The 22613-nt window shown below is 55.8% G+C and carries 17 protein-coding genes and 1 pseudogene; 12 read left to right on the top strand and 6 right to left on the bottom strand.

From position 1 onward, the window contains the following. Positions 1-32 precede the first annotated feature (32 nt). The 6 genes from DDZ17_RS17530 to DDZ17_RS17505 all read left to right on the top strand — a co-directional run bounded on the left by DDZ17_RS17530 (position 33) and on the right by DDZ17_RS17505 (position 7992). The gene (locus tag DDZ17_RS17530; protein ID WP_116368283.1) at positions 33-812 is read left to right on the top strand and encodes a phytanoyl-CoA dioxygenase family protein; all 780 of its coding nucleotides are present in this window, start codon (positions 33-35) and stop codon (positions 810-812) included. Positions 813-909: 97 nt separating this feature from the next. Beyond that, positions 910-2073, top strand: a complete 1164-nt coding sequence (locus DDZ17_RS17525) for a hypothetical protein (protein ID WP_157976708.1) — start codon at positions 910-912, stop codon at positions 2071-2073. A 6-nt stretch (positions 2074-2079) separates the two neighbouring features. Next, positions 2080-3303, top strand: a complete 1224-nt coding sequence (locus tag DDZ17_RS17520) for a glycosyltransferase family 4 protein (protein WP_116368281.1) — start codon at positions 2080-2082, stop codon at positions 3301-3303. 17 nt (positions 3304-3320) lie between these two features. Continuing rightward, positions 3321-5660: a polysaccharide pyruvyl transferase family protein gene (locus DDZ17_RS17515; RefSeq protein ID WP_157976707.1), complete on the top strand. Its 2340-nt coding sequence runs from the start codon at positions 3321-3323 to the stop codon at positions 5658-5660. A gap of 88 nt (positions 5661-5748) precedes the next feature. Beyond that, on the top strand, positions 5749-6534 hold the full coding sequence (locus DDZ17_RS17510; RefSeq protein ID WP_116368279.1) for a class I SAM-dependent methyltransferase: 786 nt from the start codon (positions 5749-5751) through the stop codon (positions 6532-6534). Between the two features lie 15 nt (positions 6535-6549). Then, a complete protein-coding gene (locus tag DDZ17_RS17505; protein WP_116368278.1) occupies positions 6550-7992 on the top strand; it encodes an O-antigen ligase family protein in 1443 nt (480 codons plus the stop codon). 227 nt (positions 7993-8219) lie between these two features. Here the strand turns inward: DDZ17_RS17505 and DDZ17_RS17500 are convergent, their stop codons facing one another. The 5 genes from DDZ17_RS17500 to DDZ17_RS17480 form a co-directional block, all read right to left on the bottom strand. Beyond that, positions 8220-9167, bottom strand: coding sequence for a UDP-glucuronic acid decarboxylase family protein (locus DDZ17_RS17500; RefSeq protein WP_116368277.1), 948 nt, complete (start codon positions 9165-9167; stop codon positions 8220-8222). A gap of 454 nt (positions 9168-9621) precedes the next feature. Further along, the gene (locus tag DDZ17_RS17495) at positions 9622-11079 is read right to left on the bottom strand and encodes a hypothetical protein (RefSeq protein ID WP_116368276.1); all 1458 of its coding nucleotides are present in this window, start codon (positions 11077-11079) and stop codon (positions 9622-9624) included. Positions 11080-11150: 71 nt separating this feature from the next. Next, positions 11151-12131 (bottom strand): 4-hydroxythreonine-4-phosphate dehydrogenase PdxA, encoded by a 981-nt coding sequence (gene pdxA / locus DDZ17_RS17490; RefSeq protein ID WP_116368275.1) that lies wholly within the window; start codon positions 12129-12131, stop codon positions 11151-11153. A gap of 5 nt (positions 12132-12136) precedes the next feature. Next, the gene (locus tag DDZ17_RS17485; RefSeq protein WP_241505943.1) at positions 12137-13498 is read right to left on the bottom strand and encodes a peptidylprolyl isomerase; all 1362 of its coding nucleotides are present in this window, start codon (positions 13496-13498) and stop codon (positions 12137-12139) included. Further along, positions 13488-15926 carry an LPS-assembly protein LptD gene (locus tag DDZ17_RS17480; RefSeq protein WP_241505942.1) on the bottom strand — a complete coding sequence of 813 codons (2439 nt, stop codon included), beginning with the start codon at positions 15924-15926 and terminating at the stop codon, positions 13488-13490. Before DDZ17_RS17480 ends, DDZ17_RS17485 begins: the two co-directional genes overlap by 11 nt. A gap of 122 nt (positions 15927-16048) precedes the next feature. On the opposite strand from DDZ17_RS17480, the gene DDZ17_RS17475 reads away from it, so the two are divergent. From DDZ17_RS17475 to DDZ17_RS17450, 6 genes are all read left to right on the top strand, one after another. Further along, the gene (locus DDZ17_RS17475) at positions 16049-17131 is read left to right on the top strand and encodes an aminoglycoside phosphotransferase family protein (protein ID WP_241505941.1); all 1083 of its coding nucleotides are present in this window, start codon (positions 16049-16051) and stop codon (positions 17129-17131) included. Beyond that, positions 17092-17805: an N-acetylmuramate alpha-1-phosphate uridylyltransferase MurU gene (gene murU / locus DDZ17_RS17470; protein ID WP_421910384.1), complete on the top strand. Its 714-nt coding sequence runs from the start codon at positions 17092-17094 to the stop codon at positions 17803-17805. Before DDZ17_RS17475 ends, murU begins: the two co-directional genes overlap by 40 nt. Before the next feature lie 61 nt (positions 17806-17866). Beyond that, the gene (rpe, locus tag DDZ17_RS17465) at positions 17867-18535 is read left to right on the top strand and encodes a ribulose-phosphate 3-epimerase (RefSeq protein WP_116368274.1); all 669 of its coding nucleotides are present in this window, start codon (positions 17867-17869) and stop codon (positions 18533-18535) included. A gap of 271 nt (positions 18536-18806) precedes the next feature. Then, positions 18807-20291: an anthranilate synthase component I gene (trpE, locus tag DDZ17_RS17460; RefSeq protein ID WP_116368273.1), complete on the top strand. Its 1485-nt coding sequence runs from the start codon at positions 18807-18809 to the stop codon at positions 20289-20291. Positions 20292-20475: 184 nt separating this feature from the next. Further along, positions 20476-21747, top strand: coding sequence for a tyrosine-type recombinase/integrase (locus tag DDZ17_RS17455; protein WP_116368272.1), 1272 nt, complete (start codon positions 20476-20478; stop codon positions 21745-21747). Between the two features lie 113 nt (positions 21748-21860). Beyond that, complete coding sequence (locus DDZ17_RS17450) at positions 21861-22505, top strand: hypothetical protein (protein ID WP_116368271.1); 645 nt, start codon at positions 21861-21863, stop codon at positions 22503-22505. On the opposite strand, the pseudogene DDZ17_RS23060 reads toward DDZ17_RS17450, so the two are convergent. Continuing rightward, positions 22494-22613 (bottom strand): annotated as a pseudogene (locus DDZ17_RS23060) (IS30 family transposase); the annotation flags it as partial. The gene DDZ17_RS17450 and the pseudogene DDZ17_RS23060 sit on opposite strands and share 12 nt — an antisense overlap.

The following is a 22613-nucleotide window of genomic DNA, read 5'->3' as shown; positions in this document are numbered from 1 at the left end:
TCTGCATCGTTAGGTAAACGAAGAGAAAGGCTATGAGTCTGGAAGAAAACGGCTATACCATCGTACGCAATGTGCTATCCGCGCAAGATATTGAGCTTTTACGTGAGCGGATCGACCACGTACTAAAGTTGGAAAAAGTTCTCTCCAAGGACCCTTTACAAGAGCATTTTCCGCCCTATCGTTTTGATAATGGCGTGATACATGATGTCTATCAGCGGTTTGGGTTTTTCCGGAAGTACGCAGAGCTGGATCCCATTTTGGATTGCGTTGAGTCCGCCCTCGGCAGATCATTCTACATGTACGACAATACCCTGTTGTATAAGCCCCGGGACAAGGAGAATGAAGTGCCGTGGCACCAGGACTACATGTCGAGGCCAAAGGAATCCCAAAAACTAATTACTTGGATAGCGATCGATGATGCTACCAAGGAAAATGGCTGCCTCAAAGTTATTCCCGGTTCACATCGGGCTGGGTTTCGTGACTGGTACCGGGTTCGCGGTGAGACGCACCACGACAGATTGAAGCTGGATAGTGAAGAAGTAGGGAGGGCTGAATATGTCGAACTTCCAGCTGGAGATGCAATTATATTTTCCAATTACTTGGTGCACTCGAGTGAACAGAATATGTCCAATGAACCACGGCGGGCTTTCCGAATTGCATACAAAGGGCTCGACAACGCTAAGGTGCCCCGCGGCGTGCCAATATTGATTCGGCACCATCTGGAAGATTATTCCCGTTTGGACAATTTAGAACAGGTAGGGAAATGGAGGGCAATGATCCACAGGATTGGTCGCCGGTTGCAGCAAATCTGATGCACCTTCATAGGATGTTCCGTACTCTGTTCCCGTGACAACAAAACCACTTACAGAAAAGTTGGGCTTGTTCTTTTCTCTCGCCGAGCATGGGCTTATGTCCCTGGCGATGCTTCTGCTCAATATTTACCTGTTCAACAACCTGGCAGAAGCTGAGTACGGCTATTTCGTCCAGCTCTATTCGCTCGCGTTGCTGATTCAAACGATATTTCTCAGCTTTTCCCTGGAGCCGAGTCTTGTTGGGGGAGAAGATCTTAACAACCTCCACCACTTTCGTAAGCTGTGGTCAGCGTGGCTATGGCTGTTTGCAGGTGTACTTCTGCTCTATTTTGCGGGTCACCAAATATTTGGAGCTGATACTCTCACTGGAGTGCTATTTCTGTTCTATACCAGCGGAACGTGTTTTTTGTTTTTCCAGAGGAAGGCTACTAATGTGGGATCAGGGCAACTAAAGGCCTTTTGGGGGTCGCTATTGTATGTTGCCCTGCTGGGTGCTCTGCTTATTGCTTTTCAACGGGGTGTGGAGCCCAGCCTGAACGCCTCGCTTCTCTCAATGGCGGTTGCAAGCCTTGTGGTTCTGGTCCTTGTCTACCGCATCTGGCCAGAAAAAATAAGCATCGCTTATCTGAAAAAACTTGGATCAGCGCATGGGGCGATGACACTAGCGATGATTGCAACGGCTGTCTTTCAATGGGTACCGAATAATTTTATCTTTTTTATCTTGCCCCTATATTCGGATCCTGGTTCGGCGGGTGAAGCAAAGGCACTCCTGAATCTCATCCTGCCCCTCATGCACTTTAATATGGTATTGGGCAGCTTTATGCCGCCACGCCGGAGAGCAGGAATGCTTGGCAAGCAGCGCTTTTCCTATCTTCCCTATATCGCTATCAGTTTTTTTGTCCACGCTACCTATATCCTGGCCCTCTCGCTTTATGCAGAGCCGGTGGTCGGGTTGGTATATAGTCGTGACCTTCCGATCAGTAATCTTGAAATAGCGCTTTTGTGCCTGGTTCCTTCTGTTACTGCAGCGTTGTGTTTTGTCCATACTGAAATAAGGGCGACACTCTCACATCGAATATTTGTTCAAGGCTATGTCGCTATGCTGGTCATTTGTCTGCCCCTCACATTTTACCTTGTCGACAGGTTCGGTTTGCAGGGAGCGCTTGGCTCGATCAGCCTTATGTTTCTGGTTCTTCTCATCGCGCAGTTAACGTTGCTGGTTCACTCGGGTGGGGCGCGCACGACGGAGGCGAGCCTGTGATGCGAGATGCAAGCTTTCTTCACATTGGGATCAACGACAGCAGTGCGTGAAGTGATGGATACATTGAAAATTGTGGTCGCGCACAATCGTTACCAGCAGCGGGGTGGAGAGGATGTCGTGCTGGAGATGGAATCAAAGTTGTTGCAGGAGTGTGGCGTTGATCTTGATCTCCTGCTTGAAGACAATGATGGAATTTCGACAAGCTTTTCAAAGCTGAAAGCCGCGTGTGGCGCTACTTTCTCGGTGCCACAGTACTTCAAGTACAAGAAGTATTTTAATCACTTGGCTCCTGATGTCCTGCATGTGCACAACTTCTTCCCGCGTATTAGTCCGGCCATTTTCTATGCGTCGAAGGCATGTGGCGTGCCGTCTGTTATGACGTTACATAATTTTCGTACGATCTGCCCTACCACAACCCTGTTGCACCACGATGCAGTCACTGAGAGGTCGATCACTGATGGTCCGTTTTGGGCCGTCAAGGAAAAGGTGTACCGGGGGTCCGCTCTGGGAACATTTGCGCTGGCCAGTATGATCAGTGTGAATAAATTTTTCGGAACATGGCGTAACTGCATTGACGGGTACATTGCCCTGACCGAGTTCTCCAGGCAGAAGTTTATTCAGGCAGGCTTTCCAGCAGATAAAATCCATGTGAAACCAAATTTTATATTTGACCCCGGTTACGACCACGCCAGTCGAGCGTGGGAGACCAGGGAATTCGCCCTATTCGTAGGGCGCCTTGCTCCAGAAAAAGGCGTGTCAGTAATGCTGGAGGCATGGAAGAGGCTTGGGATACCGCTGGTAGTGGTTGGCGGTGGTCCACTGGAGGCGCAGCTAAAAGCTGTGGATAATCCAGCGATCACGTTCCTTGGTACGCAGTCGCCCGCTTCTGTGCAACAGTTGATGCGAAGAGCGAGGTTCCTGGTAATGCCCTCCGTCTGGTATGAAGGCTTTCCCATGACGCTCCTGGAAGCCTTTGCGGTCGGCCTGCCAGTAGTAGCATCGGATATTGGTAGCTTGGCGGAACTTGTTCAGGATGGGGTGACGGGAAAGCTTGCCAGAGCGGGAGATGCCGAGCATCTGGCTGCGACCTGTGAGACCCTGTACGATTCCAAGGGCCTGCTAGAAGAGATGTCTGTTAACGCTCGAGCAGCTTACGCTGGAAACTACACTCCGGAAATAAACGTGGAGCAACTGCTGCGGATTTATGATCTGATTCGCCGCAAAAAATAGAAAGCATTAGGCAGATTGTGAAAGCACTACGCTATATAGTCGATTGGTACGCGAAACCTACACGTGGCAGGGGAGAAGTTGGAAAGCCGACGCTGGTCAATTTTCCTATCACGGATAACTGCAATTCCCGCTGCCTGATGTGCAACGTTTGGCAGGAAAATGTCGAAGGTGAATTGAATACCAATGAGATCTTTTCCATTTTTTCCGCGGACGCCTTTAGCGAGGTCGCACACATTGGTGTTTCCGGTGGCGAGCCCACGCTTAGAAAAGACCTCGTGGCTTCGGTTGAGTCACTGCTTGAGGCCCTGCCCAAGCTGCAGTCCCTGTCGATAACTTCCCACGGTTACCACTATCGCCGTTGGTCACGATTTATTGGCCCGATCAAGACTGCCTGCCAGCGAGCGGGCGTTGAACTGGTTCTCAACCTGTCCGTCGATGGCGTCGGTGAACAACATAATGAGGTCAGGGGTATCGAGTCTGCTTTTGAGCGCGTTGGCAAAACACTCACCATTTTCAAAAATGAGGGCGTTCGCGTTCAACTTCAGTGTACCGTGTCTCGTGCCAACGTCTACGGCACAGGCCGTGTGCTTGCGTTTGCACGCCAGGAAGGAGTGGAAGTTATTTTCCGCTGTGCCACATTCATCGAGCGGTTGGCAAATGGCAACCTCGTTGACGGGTTTTCATTAAACACTGCCGAACGGTCATTTCTTGCGGATTTATATCGGTCACCTGACCTGATTGCACAAACACGTTCCGCTGGAAGGCGCCTCTATTACAAGAAAATGGCCGTCTGGTTATTGGAAGGGGGTGCCCGGCCCATGCCGTGTTACTTCCAGAATGAGGGGATCCTTGTGACATCACTTGGCGAGGCTTACCCCTGTTCGGTGTCGGACCTGCGATTGGGTAACTTGAGAAATGATTCCGCCTATGATGTTGTATCCAGCGAGGCCGCGTTTACCAAGCGTGCGCAGGTGAAGTCACGGGATTGCTCTTCTTGTATTCACGACCAATCCGGTGCCTGGCACCCGTGGGAACTGATTGTAGATGGCGCCGACAAGGCCGGCCTTGTAGCCAAACTTAACCAGATTGGCAAGGCTTTTAAAACCCTGTTATTTTTTATAGGGACGCTTGCCCTAGGGGCGCTACCGACACCGCGAACCAAAAAAGGGGGTGACAGCGCACTGCTTATTGGCGCCTATGGCGGGGAGCATGTCGGAGATGCAGCTATTCTTGCAGGGGTTATTGCGCGCTTGGAAAGCCAGCATGGTGTCAGGAAGATAACCGTCGCCAGCTTTCGCCCCGACCGTACCCGCGCTTGGGTAGAGAAACTCGACCTTCCGGTTCCAGTGGAAGTAGCCCCTGCGAACCACCATGCAATTCGTCGCTTGCTAAACGAGCACTCTCATGTGGTTTACGCCGGTGGGCCGCTTATGGAGTTGCCGGCACACCTGGCCAGGCACCTATTTACTTTTGCCCTCGCTGCGAGAGGTGGGGTGACACGTGTGATTGAGGGCGTAGGGGTTGGTCCTCTGAATACGGCGTTTAGTAAATGGTGCGTTTCCAAACTCTTTGCACTTAGTGACGCGTCGACCATACGTCAGGAGCGGTCGGCAGCTGCAAAGCTGGTGACACTGCCGGCGAATGTACGCATCGGTAGAGATCCGGCATTTGACTATCTGGAGTCGAGATCGACAGCGGCGCTTGCCGATTGCCCTCTGGCAGGTGACGTTGCACAACTGATCCTAGGGGCGCGCCACTGTATTGGAATCAATTTACGCCCGCTGTGGGTGAAGTACAGTACAACCGGGGGGGAAGAAACAGCGCGCATTGAAGAGCAATTTATCGCCGAATTGTGCAGCGCGATGGAGGAGATATCCCGCCGGAATGAAGGTGTGCGTTTTATTTTCTTCCCGATGAACCCAGATCAGTTCGGCTTTTCCGATTTTAATCCCGCGACTGCGATTGAGCGTCATCTCTCCCGATCAGGCGCTGAGCCCGTTGATTATCGGGTGTGGAGCGCTGAACCCGATCCCGATTCGATTCTCTTTCTTTTAAGTGCAATGGATGCGGTTATAGCGATGCGCTTCCACGCCTGTATTTTTGCCATGTCATTGAACAAGGCAAATCTGCTTGGCATTGATTATCAGATCGGCAGGAAAGGCAAGGTCTCTCTATTGTTGGAAAGTGAGGGACTGCCTGGGCAGTGCTTTAAGGTCGAGTCTGTTGGGGCAGGAGAATTGGTTGATTTCATTAGTATCGCACTTGAGGTCTCGTCAGGGTGCGCGGTACGTGAGGCACTTGAGAGAAAGGGTGGCCAAACACCGAAAGGTCCCGTCAATGTTATCGCGTCGGTGTAATGAAGATATGACGGCACCTCAAAGCACAGTTCGGGCTAGAATAGGCCTTCGTCCAATACAACAAATCTGAATCGGTTATGGGTTTTTGATGCAGTCTTACAAACTACAATTGAGGCGCTTAGCAGAAAAGCTTTATCGATTCGTGCTTGGCACCCGCCCCTACAATACTATTTTTTCCTTTAACTACCACAATATATCTAGCATTGTTCGGTTCCAAAAAGCCGTTGCTTCCACCTTGGTTGGCAAGTCGTTGGTGTTCGTTGATGTGGCGGGAGGAAAGAGCCCGTACTACGAGATATATAGTGAGTTTGCTGAAAAGTTCGTGGTAGTGGATCTGGAAGAAGCTGTTGCGCAGAATGATCGCTCGGATAAAAAAATGCTGGTTGCCGGGTTTGCGGAGTATTTACCCATCAGAAGCGGTTCAGCAGATGTGGTGTTGTGTAATGAAGCACTGGAGCATGTGCTCGATGACCGCCAAACGGTCGAGGAAATCTATCGGGTTCTCAAACCAGGGGGCATGTTCGTCGGTTCGGTTCCTCATATCAGTCCTATTCATCTGGAGCCCTATGACTTTAGGCGGTTTACCCAATTTGGACTTGCTCAATTGTTAGGTAGGACTGGATTTGATGTTCAGCGTATTGAAGGAAGTGGGGGGGTGTTCAGGGCGGTTGCTTTGTTGATAAATCTTGATGTTCTCCTGCCTATGCTGGATCCCGTAAGAGGTCAGAGGTTCAGTAATGTAAAACATTTCGTATTCACGCCGATTATCGGCTTGATCAACGTTACAGCGTTGATCCTGGACTTGGCTTTTGGCCGGAAGCAACGCTCGCCGGCGGCTTATTGCTGGGTCGCACGAAAGCCATATAGCAAATAGCGAGAACAGAAAGGCATGAGTACAGTAGGTCAAAGCGGATTGAAAGCCACATCGTTGACTAATAGACAATATATATATTTCCTCTTGGCCTCAACGGTACTGTGGTTCCCGTTTTTCAACTTGAATCTAGTAGATAAAACTGGCGCAAATTCGCTGCCTCTATTCAGCGCAACCAAGTTGGCCAGAATTTCTTGGGCAGTTGTTTGTGGCCTCATATTGGTGTGGCTGGTGCTTGTAATGTGTCGAAGGCGCATTCTCAGTTCCTGCTTTAGAGACACGGCTGCTCAACTAACCATCTTTTCAGTAATTGCAGTGTGGATATCTCTTACAGATTCTTTAGAATTTTCTATGCTGGGGGTTTTTCGTGCGCTGGAATTTAGTGTTGTAACTTTATCGTTAGTTTGTATCTATTCAATATTTAAATATTCGCAGGTCGGTTCTGAAACGACTATCGATCTATTGATGGATGTTCTGCTCTACTCGGGGCTGATTACAGTTGTTGCAATTCTATTTTGCTTTGTCCTGGATCCTGGTCGCTTATTCGTTGAAGTTCAAGAACATCGTTGGCGACTTGGTGGACACCTTTGGGCCGAGAGTTTTGTCGCAGTACAACTCCAGAGCTTGCTGATCGGTTTAACTTACCGATTTATCAAGGGTAAGTCGGGAGTGTTCGGATTCCTGTTATTATCGCCGGTAGTTGTTTTACTTGTTTTTTTTGCCGATTCGAGATTATCGCTCTTGGTTCTTGGCGTTCTTATTGTGGGGATATCCTTACTACTCTTTACCCAAGGGATGCGCTCCGTGCTTGCTGCATTTGTTGCATTGGTCTTTCTGAGCGCATTAGTCGCCGTTCCGGTGAAGTCTCGACTTTCTGCCCATTTCGAGTCCATCAACCTTGAGCCCGGTTATAGTATTTTCACCGCGCTTCAACAGTCTCCAGAAGCACCTAGTCAAAGTAATGATTACGTTTCGGCTAAAATTGAGCGAAATGAAAACGCCGCGAAAGAGCTTGGCGCGCTCAATGGGAGGTTGCCGCTGTTTCTAACTGCAGTTAGGGGCGGAATTGAACATTGGATAAATGGTGTGGGTTATGTCGAAGGGGTTAGGGGGTACTTGGACAAAAATCACGAAGCAGATTGGTGGAGGCCTTCAACCGCACATAATGGCTTTTTGGAAGTGATTTTGTCATTGGGTATAGTGGGGGCAATACCATTTTTTATTCTAATGGCAACGTCTTTATTTAGAATTCTTTTGCTTTCCTTCGGTAATTTTTCTGTTCCGGAATTTTTTTTGGTATCGTTGTTTTATATAGTAATTTTGCTTTATGGTCTGCTGCATACACCTTTCGGCAGTGTCGTGTGTGCCACGACGGCAGGCTTAGTGTTCTCGAATTTGATTATCGTGGGCGGGCTATTAGGGGGGGGCGCAGATAGAATTGGTTCTCCTGTAAGCGAATAGCGCACGTCTTGGATCTGCAAGAGTTTAACAGTATCGCCCATGTTCAACTGTTAGCGACACACTGGCCATGGGAATATAATAACGGATGGCCAAACTCGGCCATCGGGGGGCGCCTCCTACCCAGCTGTTGCTGGCTACATAACTCTCATTCAACGGGCGATTAAAATCGTGGGGATTACAATCAACCTGAATTTTCGTTAGGGGAAATTCCGAAGGGCCACGAACGCCTATGTCGGGAGAATTTTCGAAAAGTACTGAATAGTTTGCTGGAGCCCGGATCGAAGTTCGATGGTTGGCTGCCAGTCAAGAATATCTCTGGCTTTACTGATATCCGGTTGGCGCTGCATTGGGTCATCAGTCGGCAGTGGGAGATATTCGATTTGAGAGCGCGAGCCGGTCATTTCGATAACGAGCTCGGCAAGTTGCTTGATGGTGAATTCGCCGGGGTTACCTAGGTTTATCGGCCCGGTCACATCGTCGGAACTGTCCATTAAGGCTATCAATCCGCGCACAAGGTCTGAAACGAAGCAAAAAGAGCGGGTTTGGCTGCCGTCACCGTAAATTGTAATAGGCTCGCCATTTAGTGCCTGAACTATGAAGTTGGACACGACACGTCCGTCATTCGGATGCATGCTAGGGCCGTAGGTATTGAAAATACGAGCGACCTTGATCCGCAGTTGGTGTTGTCTGAAGTAGTCAAAGAAAAGCGTCTCTGCACAACGTTTTCCCTCGTCGTAGCAGGAACGTATCCCTACTGGGTTGACATTGCCCCAGTACTCTTCTGGTTGAGGGTGAATGTTGGGGTCGCCATAGACTTCGCTTGTCGAGGCCTGGAGAATTTTCGCTCGTGTACGCTTCGCGAGCCCGAGCAAATTTATTGCACCATGCACACTGGTTTTGGTGGTTTGCACCGGGTCGTGCTGATAATGAACCGGAGATGCTGGACAGGCCAGATTATAGATCTCGTCAACCTCAACATAGAGTGGAAACGTGACGTCGTGTCGCATTAATTCAAAATGAGGATTGTCGAGCAAGTCGATGATATTGTCCCGTGTGCCAGTAAAAAAATTATCGACACAGAGCACGTCTGCACCTGTTCCGACCAGCGCTCGGCAGAGGTGGGATCCAACAAACCCGGCTCCGCCAGTGATGAGAATTCGTTTTCTGGAATGCACAGTAAGCCCTCTGGTTGTGTCAGGTAGCTAAAAGAATTCAAAGGCAACCTGACATCAAAAACTTTTAGTCAGGTGCGAATTCTTCATTTATGTATCCATGTCAGAGTCATGAACTGCTGATGACGCGAAATGGTCCTTCTAGCGTTTACCAGATTGGCGAGCAAAACACAGCGTTCAGTCGAGTATCGAGAAATCTAGCTTCAGCCTGACAAACTGATCAAGGTTGCGAGCTATATTACCTTCGTTGAGACCTGATAGCGACTGTCAGAGACAATTTGGGAGCTGAAAATATTTGTAGCAGAGAGTGGGTCGATTTTCTCTGTACCCGGTGGCTCAGATATGCCAACGCTGAAGAAAGGAAGCCAGAGTGGCTGGGTATAAATAAGCAGAAGAAGTCAATAGTTTTTTGTAGGGGCTTCACGCACAGTTGGTAGGATGCTTATCTCGGTGCACGCTAGGACCCATTTCGGTATTTTAATCTGCTGGAAGTTGTGTTCCGTTTTGTACTGCGCCAAACATTAAGTGTAGCAGTAACAATAGTAATTGGGACTAGATAAAGGATTGTCCGGTTGAGTGTCACATTATCTATCGCGGAATCACCATACGGCGTAAAACTGAACACAAATATAAGCGCAAGGGAGGTGGTAATTAGGCAAAATCCGAGTGATAGGATTCCAGTGGAAACACTACTTGCCAACCATAGTGCTAGGGATAGCGTAGCTAAGTAAAAAACCAGATTCCAATTGGAGGAGGTAAATAGTGAATCTAAAACAGAATATGAAATATTGTAAAAAACGATGGGCTGGTCAAGCAGGGCACCTACCGTAATGTGGTTGGTTGAAAGTAAAATATTTCCTATGATTGGAAGTCGAAATTCAGCGCTTGTAAGGACTAGGGCCGCGCCTAACAACAGCATGGCCGAGACGGCGGTGAGTTCTATGCTGGGTTTCGGTTTGAGCAGCACTCGAACTATAGAAATAAAAACTATCAGGCAAAAAACAACTCCAGGTTGTTTCACCCAGATACACGCTGCACACCAAAAAAGGGCCGTGACTAGCCACCGCTTATTGGCTGTCGTCTCCCAGGCATGTAATGCGAAGACGGCCAGGCTGAAAACCGACACCATCCACAAGTCTGCGTATCCCGCCAGGATTGTATGGACGTTGACGTAAGGCAAATTGGCAAATAGGTAAAAAGCGATGACTGCGGGAGCCACGCCCACCCCCATCAATCTCAGGTGCCCGTATATTGCACAGCCCAAGGCAACTGGGGCGAACAGCCAGGGTAAGTGGAGCAAGCCACTGTCGGCTCCCGCCGTGGTCATCATCCAAAAATAAACTAGGGGAACAAAGTCCGGGTATTCCGCCGCGCGATAATTGCCCAGAGTATATAGCTCCGGGCTACCTTCCTGTAGCCACCGTGTTGGATTGACAAAGGTGTTGAATTCCCCCGTGTTGAGCCAGATGAGTGCTTTCGGCGCCCAATTCATCCAGGCGTCCCACGGAAAAATCTGTAGGTGAATCATCTCTAGAAAAATAGAAGTGTATCTGTAGGAGACCACCACGATAATTAGGATCACAACACCCTTTTCCCACATAATGGTAGGGAGCTGGAATTCGATACTTTTCTTATTACTACGCTCGGGCCGTACGAATAGGTATAGCATGCTTACTGTGCTGATAAGCACCATGACAAGATAGACTGTGGCTTGAACGGGCCAATGGTGTTGAGCAGCCAGCCGGGTAATGAATGCTACTATGCAGAAACCCGCAAAGTAGCCGTGGCCGGTTAAGGCAAAGAAGTTTATTACTCTGTCGCCGCGAAAGAGGGTTGAAACTACCAGGCTTCCGGCTAGCCACGGTAGCAGAATGGCGACTACCGGGTTCAAGGCACCGTAAAATTCTGTGATCAATCCGGATTCCATAATTCCGTCGGCTTATACTAGCGTTGGCCGGGCTATAACCCGAGCGGCGCAAAGAGTATTTACGGTTTTGCGTTTGCCATTTGCATAGCAACCTCGATTGTCTTCTCCAGACTGCTTGTGGATGCGTTTCCGCTTGCCGCCAAATTCAGCGCAGTGCCATGGTCGACCGACGTGCGCACAATCGGCAGCCCCAGCGTAATATTCACCGCCTCCCCAAACCCGGAATACTTGAGCACCGGCAACCCCTGGTCGTGGAACATGGCCAGAAAGGCGTCGCTCCTGGCCAGCTGATCGGGGTTGAAGGCGGTGTCGGCCGGTAGTGGGCCGTCCAGCTGCAGTCCTTCGGCGCGCATTGTCTCTAGCACGGGGATGATGATTTCGATTTCCTCACGCCCCAGGTGCCCGCCTTCGCCGGCGTGGGGGTTTAACCCGAGTACGGCGATGTTGGGTTGGGCAATGCCGAATTTGCCGGTCAGCTCTGTGTGCAGAATCCGCAGGGTGCGCTCCAGGCTGCTTTGGGTGATGGCAGCGGGCACGTCCTTCAGCGGCAGGTGGGTGGTGGCCAGGGCCACTCGCAGCTTGTCGGTGGCGAGCATCATCACCACGTGCTCGGTGCCGGTTTTTTCCGCCAGGTATTCGGTGTGGCCGCTGAAGGGGATGCCGGCGTCGTTGATGACGGACTTCTGCACGGGCGCGGTCACCATGGCGCTGAAGGTGTGGTTCAGGCAGCCGTTGATGGCAATGTCCAGGGTGTTTAAGACGTAGCGGGCGTTGGCGGGGTCGGGCTGGCCGGGGGTGACGGTTTCGCTGACGGGGGTGTGGCGCACGGGTAGGGTGCCGGGGCGGTGGGCTGTGCGCTGCGGCTGGCTCCACTCCACCAGTGTTACTGGAAGGGCCAGGGCGGCGGCGCGCTGGCGCAGCATGTGTATGTCGCCAATGGCCACCAGTTCGGCCGACCACCCGCGCATGGCTGCCATCAGGGTGATGTCGGGCCCGATGCCGGCGGGTTCGCCGGTGGTGATGGCGAGGGTGGGCGTCATGTCATTTATTTGATGTCGACAAAGGCTTCATCGCGAATTTTGCGCAGCCAGGCGTCCAGCTCTTCCTGGTATTTGCGGCTGTGCAGGTATTCGGCGGCCTTGTTGCGAATGGCCTGGTCGGTCATGTCCTGGTCGCGGCGGTCGGTCACTTCCAGAATGTGCCAGCCAAACTGGCTGCGCACCGGGTCGGTGATCTTGTCGATTTTGGCGCTGTCCATGGCGTTTTCGAATTCGGGCACCATCTGCCCGCTCTGGGTCCAGCCGAGGTCGCCGCCTTCCTGGGCGGAGCCGATGTCTTCGGAATATTCTTTGGCCAGTTCACCAAAGTCTTCGCCGCCTTCAATGCGGGCCTTCAGGTCGGCGGCTTTCTGGCGGGCCTGGTCGTCGGTGAGGATTTCGCTGGGCTTGATCAGGATGTGGCGCACTTTGGTCTGGGCCACAATTTGCTCGCCGCCGCGCTTGGCGTTCATGTTGATGAGGTGGATGCCGCTGGCGCTTTCGATGGGGTCGGCGGTTTCGCCCTGGGCCAGGGTGGGGGCGATGTCGGCAAACAGTGAGGGCAGCTCGCCGGCGCGGCGCCAGCCGAGATCGCCGCCAGTGAAGGTGTATTTGCCGGTGCTGGAGGCAATCACCTGGTCGAAGGGCTCGCCGGCGCGGATGCGCTTCAGGAGCTTTTGCACGTAGGCCTCGGCGGCGGCTTTTTCGTCGGCGGGGGCATCGGGGGAGATGGCCAGCAGGGCGTGCACAATGCGGTATTCGGGCTGGGTCAGGGCCTGGCCTTCTTCGGTGCCAAGGAAGTTGTCGATTTCCTGGTCGGTGATCTGGATGCGCTGGCTGACGTTGCCGGCCTGTACGCGCTGCAGGATCATTTCCCGGCGCACGTTTTCACGCATGGCGGCGTAGGATTGGCCTTCCTGTTCCAGGCGGGCGATGAACTGGTCCACGTTCATGCGGTTCTGGGCGGCGATGCGGGCCACGGCCTGGTCGAGCTGGGCATCGGAGATACGCACGCCCACGCGCTGGCCCATCTGCAGCTGGATGCTTTCGAGGATAAGGCGATCCAGGGTTTCGCGGATCAGCTCATCTTCGGGCGGCATTTCCATGCCGCGGGCCTGCAGGCCCTCGGTGACGGAGGTGAGGCGTTCGCGCAGTTCGGAGGCCATGATCACGTCGTCATCGACAATGGCAACAACCTGGTCGAGGATTTCGGTGGCGGCGTGAGCGGGGGCCGGGGGCAGGCTCAATCCAAGGCCCAAGCCGAGGCTCAGCGCCAGCGCGCCAAGCGCCGGGGCGGCCCGCCGGGGGCGTGCGCCTGCCAGGTGGCGGATGGCTTGCAGGGTGGTGGCGGGAAATCCCTTAATACTCACGTTCTCTGTATCCTCGAATCATGTCTTCCATCAGGCCGGTGACGCGGCTGCCGAAGCCGCCCATGCCCTTGAGCACTATTTGGACCTGTGTGGAGGATTCCTGTTCCAGATTGGGGTCATTGAAGTCCAGCGTTTCCCCGGTGACGGAATCATAGTAGCGCAGGTGTAGCAGGCGTACCTGCCAGCAGCAGGTATCATATTCCACACCGAACATATCTTCCACGCTCTCCCCGGCCTCCACGCTGTAGTTGACGGCGCCGAACAGGCTCCAGCGGTTGCCCAACGGCACATAGGCGGAGAAGTGGGCCTGCTCGGTAACCTGCTGGTTGCGGTTTTCGGTCTGGATGGTGGTCAGCGGGCGGCGGTAGGAGTAGCCCACGCTGAAAATGCTGTTGTCGTCGCGCCGGTAGCTGGCCTGTACGTTGCCGGCGTTCATGTCGGTGCTGTGGGGGTCCCACACCAGGCTGCCGCGCACGGTCATGCGCTCGTTGGGGTAGAAGTTGACCTCGCCGGCCATTTCCGAGCTGCTCTGGTCCAGCGGCGGGGCGCTGGACAGCAGGCGCACTTCCCGGTCGCGGAAGTAGAAGATCTGGCCGATGCTGGCATTGAGGTGTTCGCGGCCGTCCTCTTCGCTGATGTAGCGGGTGGTCAGGCCCACCGACAGCTGGTTGGCGTCGTCCAGCCGGTCGCGGCCGGAAAAACGGGTTTCCCGGAACAGCTGGTTGTAGGTGAAGGTCAGCTCGGCGCTGTCGAAGTCAGGCTGCTCGCTCTGGTCTTCGTATTCGCTGTACAGGTAGTACAGGCGCGGCTCCAGGGTTTGCAGCAGGCCCCGGCCCAGCAGGTGGGTGGGGCGCTCGAAGTACAGGCCACTGTCCAGGCTGAACAGGGGGGTGCCGGTGCTGGGGCTGTCGTTGTTGCCGGGGTCGCTGAGGTCGGTCAGCTCGTATTCCAGATAGCGGTATTTGGCGGTGGGCTTGAAGAAGCCGAATTCCCACAGCATGGGGTAGGTCAGGCCGGCCTCGCCGTAGATCCGCTGGCCCTTGACCCGGTCGTCGTCGCTATCGAAGTAGGAATACTGGCCCAGCAGGATGGGCTCCAGGGCGAAGGGCTCGTATTCGCCGCGGTACTGCCCGGTGAACTGGGGCAGCTTCTGGTAGTCGTTGTTGATGTCATCCGCCAGGGACTGGAACTTCTGGAAGTCCAGCCCGAACAGCCAGTCGTCACCCAGGTAGTCCAGGGAGCCGAGCTGCAGCAGGCTGGTTTCGCGGCGGGTTTCCAGGTTGGTGGTTTGCAAGTCCTTCAGGTAATCGACATCCGAGGCCTTGCTGTAGTCCACCCGCGAGCGCCAGCGCTGGTCGAACAGGCCGTTGTGCTCCACCTTCCCCAGCCAGCGGCTGTGGTCGCGCAGGTCGGGGCGCTCGTCTTCGTAGCGCTTGTCGTTCTTCATATAGGCCCCGCCAACGGACCAGCTGCCCACGGCCGGGTGCAGGTAACGCAGTTCCACCTCGTTGTTGACGCCGCGTTCTTCGATGTAGCGGGGCGTGTACAGGGCGTCGTAGTTGGGCGCCAGGTTGAGGTAGATGGGGGTGGCGATATCAACCCCGCCACGGGTGTCGCTGCCAATGTCCGGCCACAAAAAACCGGTGCGGCGGCGGTCATCCAGGGGGAAGCGCATCCACGGCAAGTAGAGGATCGGCATGCCGCCAACGGCCACTTTGGCACCGCGGGCGGTGCCCAGGCCTTCTGCAAGGTCCAGCTCCATGTTGTCGGCGCGGATCTCCCAGTCCTGGTCCCCCGGGGCACAGTAGCTGAGGGAGCCGTTCTGCACATGCACCAGGCCCTGGGCGTCGCGGCGCAGGGTCTTGGCGGCGCCGCGCATGTGCTGCTGGTGCAGCACGAACTGGCTGTCGATGATTTCCGCCTCGCCGGTGTCCGATGAGAAACTGGCCTCCTGACCCTTCAGCAGGATGCCCGGCTCGCGGATGGTGATGCCGCCGGTGAGCTTGCCGCGGCTGTCGCTGCGATTGTAATAGGCCTCCTGGCCCCTCAGGCGGCGATAGCCCTGTTCGACGGACACGCCGCCGTGGAGGAAGACCTCGTCGCCTTCCAGCTCCGTTTGCGCGGCGCTGGCGTTGATGTCCGACAGCTCCGGGTCGGCGCCGGTGTCGGCCCCGGCCAGGGGGTCGATGTAGCGGCCGCGGCAGCTACGGCACTCCGCGTCCTGCAAGGCTTCCGGCACATGGCGAATGGGCACCCAGTCCAGGGGGTAGGCATTGGGCGCTGGCGGTACATCGGTACTGCAAAGCGCCTGGTCGCCATCCGCGCAGGCACCCTGGCCGCCTTCCCCGGCCGCCTGGGCGAGCAGGGGCAGAGCGAGGCTGAGGGCCAGCGCCAATCGCTGGCGTTTTGCAACAAGAGGGGAAGACACGGGGGTGGATTCTGCCGTTGGGGGAGCCGTGGTCATCAAGCCGGGGTGCATTTTTTGGTATAAACGCGGATGATAATGCATCCCCTCCGTGATGTCTGTGTTTCTTGCCTGGAGTGCCCCTTTTGCCCGAACCCTCTGCCGCTGCACGCCCCATTCCCGACGATTTGTTGCCCTGGGCCGCCACCGCCTGGGGCCGAGAGGCGGCGGCCTGCACCCTCTCGCCCGTGGCGGGCGATGCCAGCAACCGGCGCTATTTTCGCCTGCATGCAGGGGTGGCTGAAGGGGCGGCTAAAGGGGCGGCATCGGTCATTGTGCTGGATGCCCCGCCCGCCACCGAGAAGAACGCGGCTTTTCTGGCGGTGCGCCAGCTGCTGGCCGATGGCGGTGTGCGCGTGCCGGGCCTGCTGGCGGCGGATTTGGAGCGCGGCTTTCTGCTGCTGGAAGATTTGGGCGCGCAGATGCTGCTGCCGTTGCTCAGCCCGCAGAGTGCAGAGGCCTGGTACGCCAGGGCATCGGCCCTGTTGCTGGATATGTCCGGCATTGATGCGGCGGCGGCCGTGCCGCCCTATGACCACGCCCTGCTCACAGAGGAGCTCGGCCGCCTGCCCCAGTGGTTTTTTGGCGAATTGCTGGGCCTGGCGCCCACCAAGGCCGCGCGCGCCAGTTTTGAGGCCCTGGCCGCGGTGCTGATCGACAGCGCCCTGGCGCAGCCGCGAGTACTGGTGCACCGTGATTTTCACAGCCGCAACCTGATGGTGCTGCCCGGGCAGGCACTGGCTGTGATCGACTTTCAGGATGCGGTGTTCGGCCCGGTAACCTACGACATCGTGGCCCTGCTCAGGGACTGCTACATCCGCTGGCCGCAGGCCCAGGTGCAGGCCTGGGCCCTGGCCCATCGGGATGCGCTGCAGCAGGCGGGGCGTATCGAGCCGGTCAGCGATGCCACCTTCCTGCGCTGGTTTGACCTGATGGGCCTGCAGCGCCACCTCAAGGTGCTGGGCACCTTCGCGCGGCTCTACCTGCGCGATGGCAAAGCGGCCTATCTGGAGGACCTGCCACGGGTGATTGCCTATGTGGAGGCGGTGCTGGCCGGGCGCCGCGACACGGAGCCGGCGCTGGGGCGTTTTCACGACTGTTGGCGGGCCGAAGTGCGCCCGGTGATCAATTGCCAGCCCTGGATGCGCGCCGGGAGCGGCCCGGCGTGAAGGCCATGATCCTCGCCGCGGGCCTTGGCAAGCGCATGCGCCCGCTCACCGACCACACGCCCAAGCCCCTGCTGCGGGTGGGCGGCAAGGCCCTGCTGGCCTGGCATATCGAGGCGCTGGTGGCGGCGGGGGTGCGCGATCTGGTGATCAACGCCGCCCACCTGGGAGAACAGGTGGCGGACTTTTGCGGCGACGGCAGCCAGTGGGGCGCATCAATCGCCCTGTCCCGGGAGCCGGAGCCCCTGGAGACCGCCGGCGGCATCCAGCGGGCCCTGCCGCTGCTGGGGGATGCGCCCTTTCTGGTGGTGAACGGTGACGTGTGGACCGACTACCCCTACGCCCAGCTCAACCGGCAGGTGGTGGCGCCGGGGGCCGCGCACCTCGTGCTGGTGGACAACCCGCCCCAGCATCCCGAGGGGGATTTTCGCCTGGTGGCGGGGCAGGTGCTGGAACGGGAAGAGGGCAGCCCCGGGCTGACCTTTGCCGGCCTGGCGCTCTACTGCCCGGCCTTTTTTGCTGGGCTGGCGCCGGGCAAGGCGGCCCTGCTGCCCCTGTTCAAGGCAGCGATTGCCGAGGGGCGGCTGACGGGGCAGCACTATCGCGGGCAGTGGCACGATATCGGCACCCCGCAGCGGCTGGCGGCGTTGGATGCGGCGCTAACGCATTGCGGGTGAAGTCCCACGCCCCAGCCAGTAGAATACGCCCCTATTCCAACCAGCCCCGCCGGAGCCGCCCATGGCCGACTACCTGATCGCCCCCTCCATTCTTTCCGCCAATTTCGCCAAGCTGGGTGAAGAGGTGGATAAAGTACTGGCCGCCGGGGCGGATGTGGTGCACTTCGATGTAATGGACAACCACTACGTGCCCAATCTCACCATCGGCCCCATGGTGTGCAAGGCCCTGCGCCAGCACGGGGTCACAGCGCCCATCGATGTGCACCTGATGGTGAGCCCGGTGGACCGGATGATCGGCGATTTCGCCGAGGCCGGCGCCACCTACATCACCTTCCACCCGGATGCCTCCACCCACGTTGATCGCTCCCTGCAGATGATTCGCGATGCCGGCTGCAAGAGCGGCCTGGTGTTCAACCCGGCCATGGGGCTGGACGCGCTCAAGTATGTGATGGACAAGGTCGACATGATCCTGCTGATGTCGGTGAATCCCGGCTTTGGCGGGCAGTCCTTCATTCCCGCCACACTGGACAAACTGCGCGAGGCGCGCGCGCTGATCGATGCCTCCGGCTACGACATCCGCCTGGAGATAGACGGCGGAGTATCGGCCAGGAACATTGCCGAAATTGCCGCGGCGGGGGCCGACACCTTTGTTGCCGGCTCGGCGATTTTCAACCAGCCCGACTACGCCGCGGTGATCGCCGACATGCGCGCCGAGCTGGCAAAGGTCTGATGCCCCACCGGCCGGCGGGCGTGGCAGTTGCCCGCGCCGCGCCGGGTGGTGCTTTGTTGGGGGCGCTTTGCCTGGTGGTGCTTTGCAGGGTGGTTGTCATAACAAGGCCCCTGTGTAGAATAGGTGCCTCTCTCAATCCCGGAGTGTGCTGTGCCTACAGCGCTGCGTAACAGGAGCGACCTTTGGTCGATGCGTGAAGTCACCTGCTGGCGATGGTAGCCAGGGATTCTGCACGCACTGATTACGCCCATTTCTTCTCCGAGGAACGTCCATGACCCCCGAGGACTTTGCTGCCCTGGCAGCGCAGGACTATAACCGTATTCCCGTCAGCACCGAGGTGCTGGCCGACCTGGAAACCCCCGTCAGCACCTACCGAAAGCTGGCGGAGGGGCCCTATTCCTACTTCTTCGAATCCGTGCAGGGCGGTGAAAAATGGGGGCGTTACTCCATCATCGGCCTGCCCTGTCGCACCCTGCTCAAGGTCTTTGGCCACCGGGCGGAAGTCTGGGTAGACGGCAAATTGCAAGAGAGCCGCGAGGTGAGCGACCCGCTGGCCCACGCCGAGGCCTTCCAACAGCGCTACCGCAGTGCGCCCCTGGCGGGCCTGCCCGTCTTCCACGGCGGTCTGGTGGGTTACTTTGGTTACGACACCGTGCGTTATGTGGAGCCGCGCCTGGCCGCGGGCACGCCGCCGGATCGCCTGGGCACGCCGGACATTCTGCTGATGGTGTCCGAGGAAGTGCTGGTATTTGATAACCTCGCCGGCACCATCCGCCTGATCATCAACGCCGACCCGGCCGAAGCGGACGCCCTGGCCAGGGCCAAGACGCGGCTTTCGCAACTGGTGGCCAAGCTGCCGGAGCCCATGCAGCCCCTGCCGCCGGTAGACCTGCAGGCGGCCCTGGACCCGGCCCTGGAGCAGAGCGCAGCTTCGGATTTCAGCTACGACAGCTACGCCGCCGCCGTCGAGCAGGTGAAGGAATACGTGCTGGCCGGCGATGTGATGCAGGTGGTGCCCTCGCAGCGCATGAGCATCCCCTTTGCCGCGCCGCCGCTCAACCTCTACCGCGCCCTGCGCAACCTGAACCCCTCTCCCTACATGTACTTCCTGGATCTCGACGACTTCCAGATCGTCGGCTCCTCGCCGGAGATTCTGGCGCGACTGGAAGAGGGCGAAGTGACAGTGCGGCCCATTGCCGGCACCCGCCGCCGCGGCCGCAGCGAAGAGGAAGATGCCGCCATGGAGGCGGAGCTGCTGGCGGACCCGAAAGAGATCGCCGAGCACCTGATGCTGATTGACCTCGGCCGCAACGACGTGGGCCGCATTGCCGATACCGGCAGCGTGGCGCTCACCGACAAGATGGTGGTGGAGCGTTACTCCCACGTCATGCACATCGTGTCCAACGTGACCGGGCAGCTGCAGGCAGGCAAATCCGCCATCGACGTGCTGCGGGCCACCCTGCCGGCAGGCACCCTGAGCGGAGCGCCAAAAATCCGCGCCATGGAAATCATCGACGAACTGGAACCGGTCAAGCGCGGCGTCTACGGCGGCGCGGTGGGCTACATCTCCTGGGCCGGCGACATGGACACCGCCATCGCCATTCGCACCGCCGTCATCAAAGACGGCCGACTCTACGTACAGGCGGGCGGCGGCGTAGTGGCGGATTCGCAGCCAGAACTGGAGTGGAAGGAAACCCACAACAAAGCCCGGGCCATGTTCCGGGCGGCGTCCATGGTGTTGGCGGGGGAGCGATAACATGCTGCTGATGATCGATAACTACGAAAAGGGTCCACTGGTTTCCATTGCTGTCCATTGAGTATTTGTAAACCACTGATTTATAAAGACGTAAGTTCCATTGCCGTCTGACGACTACTAGACCAAGCCACCGCAAAAGTGTATAACAAAGTGTATAACGGCACTACCGGAAGGCGTTATACACATGGCTCGCAATCTACTCACTGTTCGCAAGATCGAAACGGCTAAACCTGAACTCAAGCCTTATATGCTGCGGGATGGCGGCAGTCTGTTTCTGCGTGTCCAGCCCAATGGCAGCAAACTGTGGTGGTACCGTTATCGGCTTGGCCAGTCCCAGCAGAACTTCTCTATTGGCGTTTTCCCCAACGTATCCTTGGAGGCTGCTCGAAAAGAGCGGGATTGGGCTCGCAGCATGGTTCGTGAAGGGCGTGATCCGTTGCTGGAGAAGCGGGTCAAGGTGGCGGAGCAAATCGACCAGAATGAGTATACCTTTGAAACCGTGGCGCGCCGCTGGATGGATACCAATGTTCAATGGAGCGACTACTACGCCAGTCAGGTCAGGGGGTACCTCGAGAAGGACGTTTTCCCCAAGATTGGTAAACTGCCTTTCGCGGCAATCAAGACCTCGCACCTGAGGCCAATTCTGCAGACAGTCGTTGATCGTGGGGCACCGACAGTTGCGATTCTGATCAGGCAGTGGTGCGGGCAAATCTTTGCCTACGCATCGGCGGAGGGGCTTTGCGAGGCTGATCCTACGGCGTTGTTGAAGCGGTCAGTGAAGCGGCCCAGGGTCAGGCACAACCCGCCCCTGGCCTGGAATGAGCTGGGGGACTTTCTCAATCGCCTGGATGCTGACGGTGGCTATCGAACCACGGTACTGGCGCTGCGCCTGATTGCACTGACTTTCGTGCGCACAGTGGAGCTGCGTAAGGCGACATGGGCAGAGTTCGACCTGGATAATGCGGTATGGACCATCCCCGCGGCTCGCATGAAGATGCGCCAGCCTCATATCGTGCCGCTCTCGAAGCAAGCGATGACGTCTCTTGATGAGTTGCGCAAGCTCACCGGAGGGGGCGACTACCTGTTCCCGAGCTATCGCAAGCCCGGCCAAGTGATGTCTGCTACCACACTGAACAAGGCGTTGGAGCGTATGGGTTATCTCGGACGGTTCTCCTCACACGGGTTCCGCTCCACGGCCACCACGTTGCTTGGCCTGCTGAGCTATCCGGAAAACCGGGTCGACCTTCAGTTAGCGCACTCCAAGCGGAAGAAGGATTCATCCCGGGCGCCGTACGACCACACCAAATACATCTCGTCCCGGAAAATCATCATGCAAGACTGGGCAGATATCCTTGATGCCCTGGCTCGCGGTGACTCCATGGAAAAAGTGATGGAGGAGTTTGGCCCTTTGTCTGAGCGAAGGAGCAAGCTGTTACGAGTTGCTGAGCGAGAATAGATGGCATCAGTGTGTGAGTTATAGATGGCTGCCGCATATATTTGAGGCAAGTGATAGTACTTGCTCATGTATAGTGGCTAAAGTTGAACAACTCTTAAGGTATTGGAGGGAGTATGACCCTGGATGTAAAGGGCGGCAAAAAAAATACAGCAATCAGCTCCAATCACTATGTGGTGTTTGAGGAGTTGTTGTCTAATGCGATTGACTCATATTTAATCCGTAAAGACTCTGATATAAATGTACCGGACTTTTTCGTCGAACTGAAATTGGATTTTTATCCATCGTCTTTTATAGGCGACGATTACGACATTGAAATATCTTGTGCTGATAACGGTGCCGGGTTTGGTGATGATCAGGTAAAAGCCTTCGTCACAAAAGACTCTACCTACAAGGATTATCTTAGAATTCAAGGGATAGGGAAGTGTAAAGGGGCTGGTAGAATACAGTATTTTCATTACTTCAAGAAAATCAGTATCAGTAGTGTGTTTTTTGATGATGGCACTTTGCAGTGCAGAAAATTGAGTGTTGATTCTGACGTAAGAGAGATCTCTGAATCTGATTTCAGTAAGTTTGATCTTGAAGATGGTGAAGTTTCTACCACAGTCTCCTTGAGAGGGTTGGCTATTGATTCTCATATGGGTGTGGTGAATAACCAAAATATTCGTCGAGAGTATTCTGCTAAAGCTGTTCATAGCTACTTGTACAAAACGTTCCTGCAAAGGCTTATTGTTTTAAAAAACGCGGATTCAACTCGCTAGTGCAACGGGGGGGGTGATTCCAAAAAATACCTGATTCGGTGTTTTCATGCCAAGACATTTTCTTGGTCGATTGTTTAATCTGTCCATTGCCTGTTTGATTTCCTTCTG

The sequence above is a fragment of the Parahaliea mediterranea genome (assembly GCF_003402235.1).
Taxonomy (GTDB): domain Bacteria; phylum Pseudomonadota; class Gammaproteobacteria; order Pseudomonadales; family Halieaceae; genus Parahaliea; species Parahaliea mediterranea.
The sequence above is the reverse complement of the archived record's forward strand: the minus strand, read 5'-3'. Positions and strand labels throughout refer to the sequence as shown.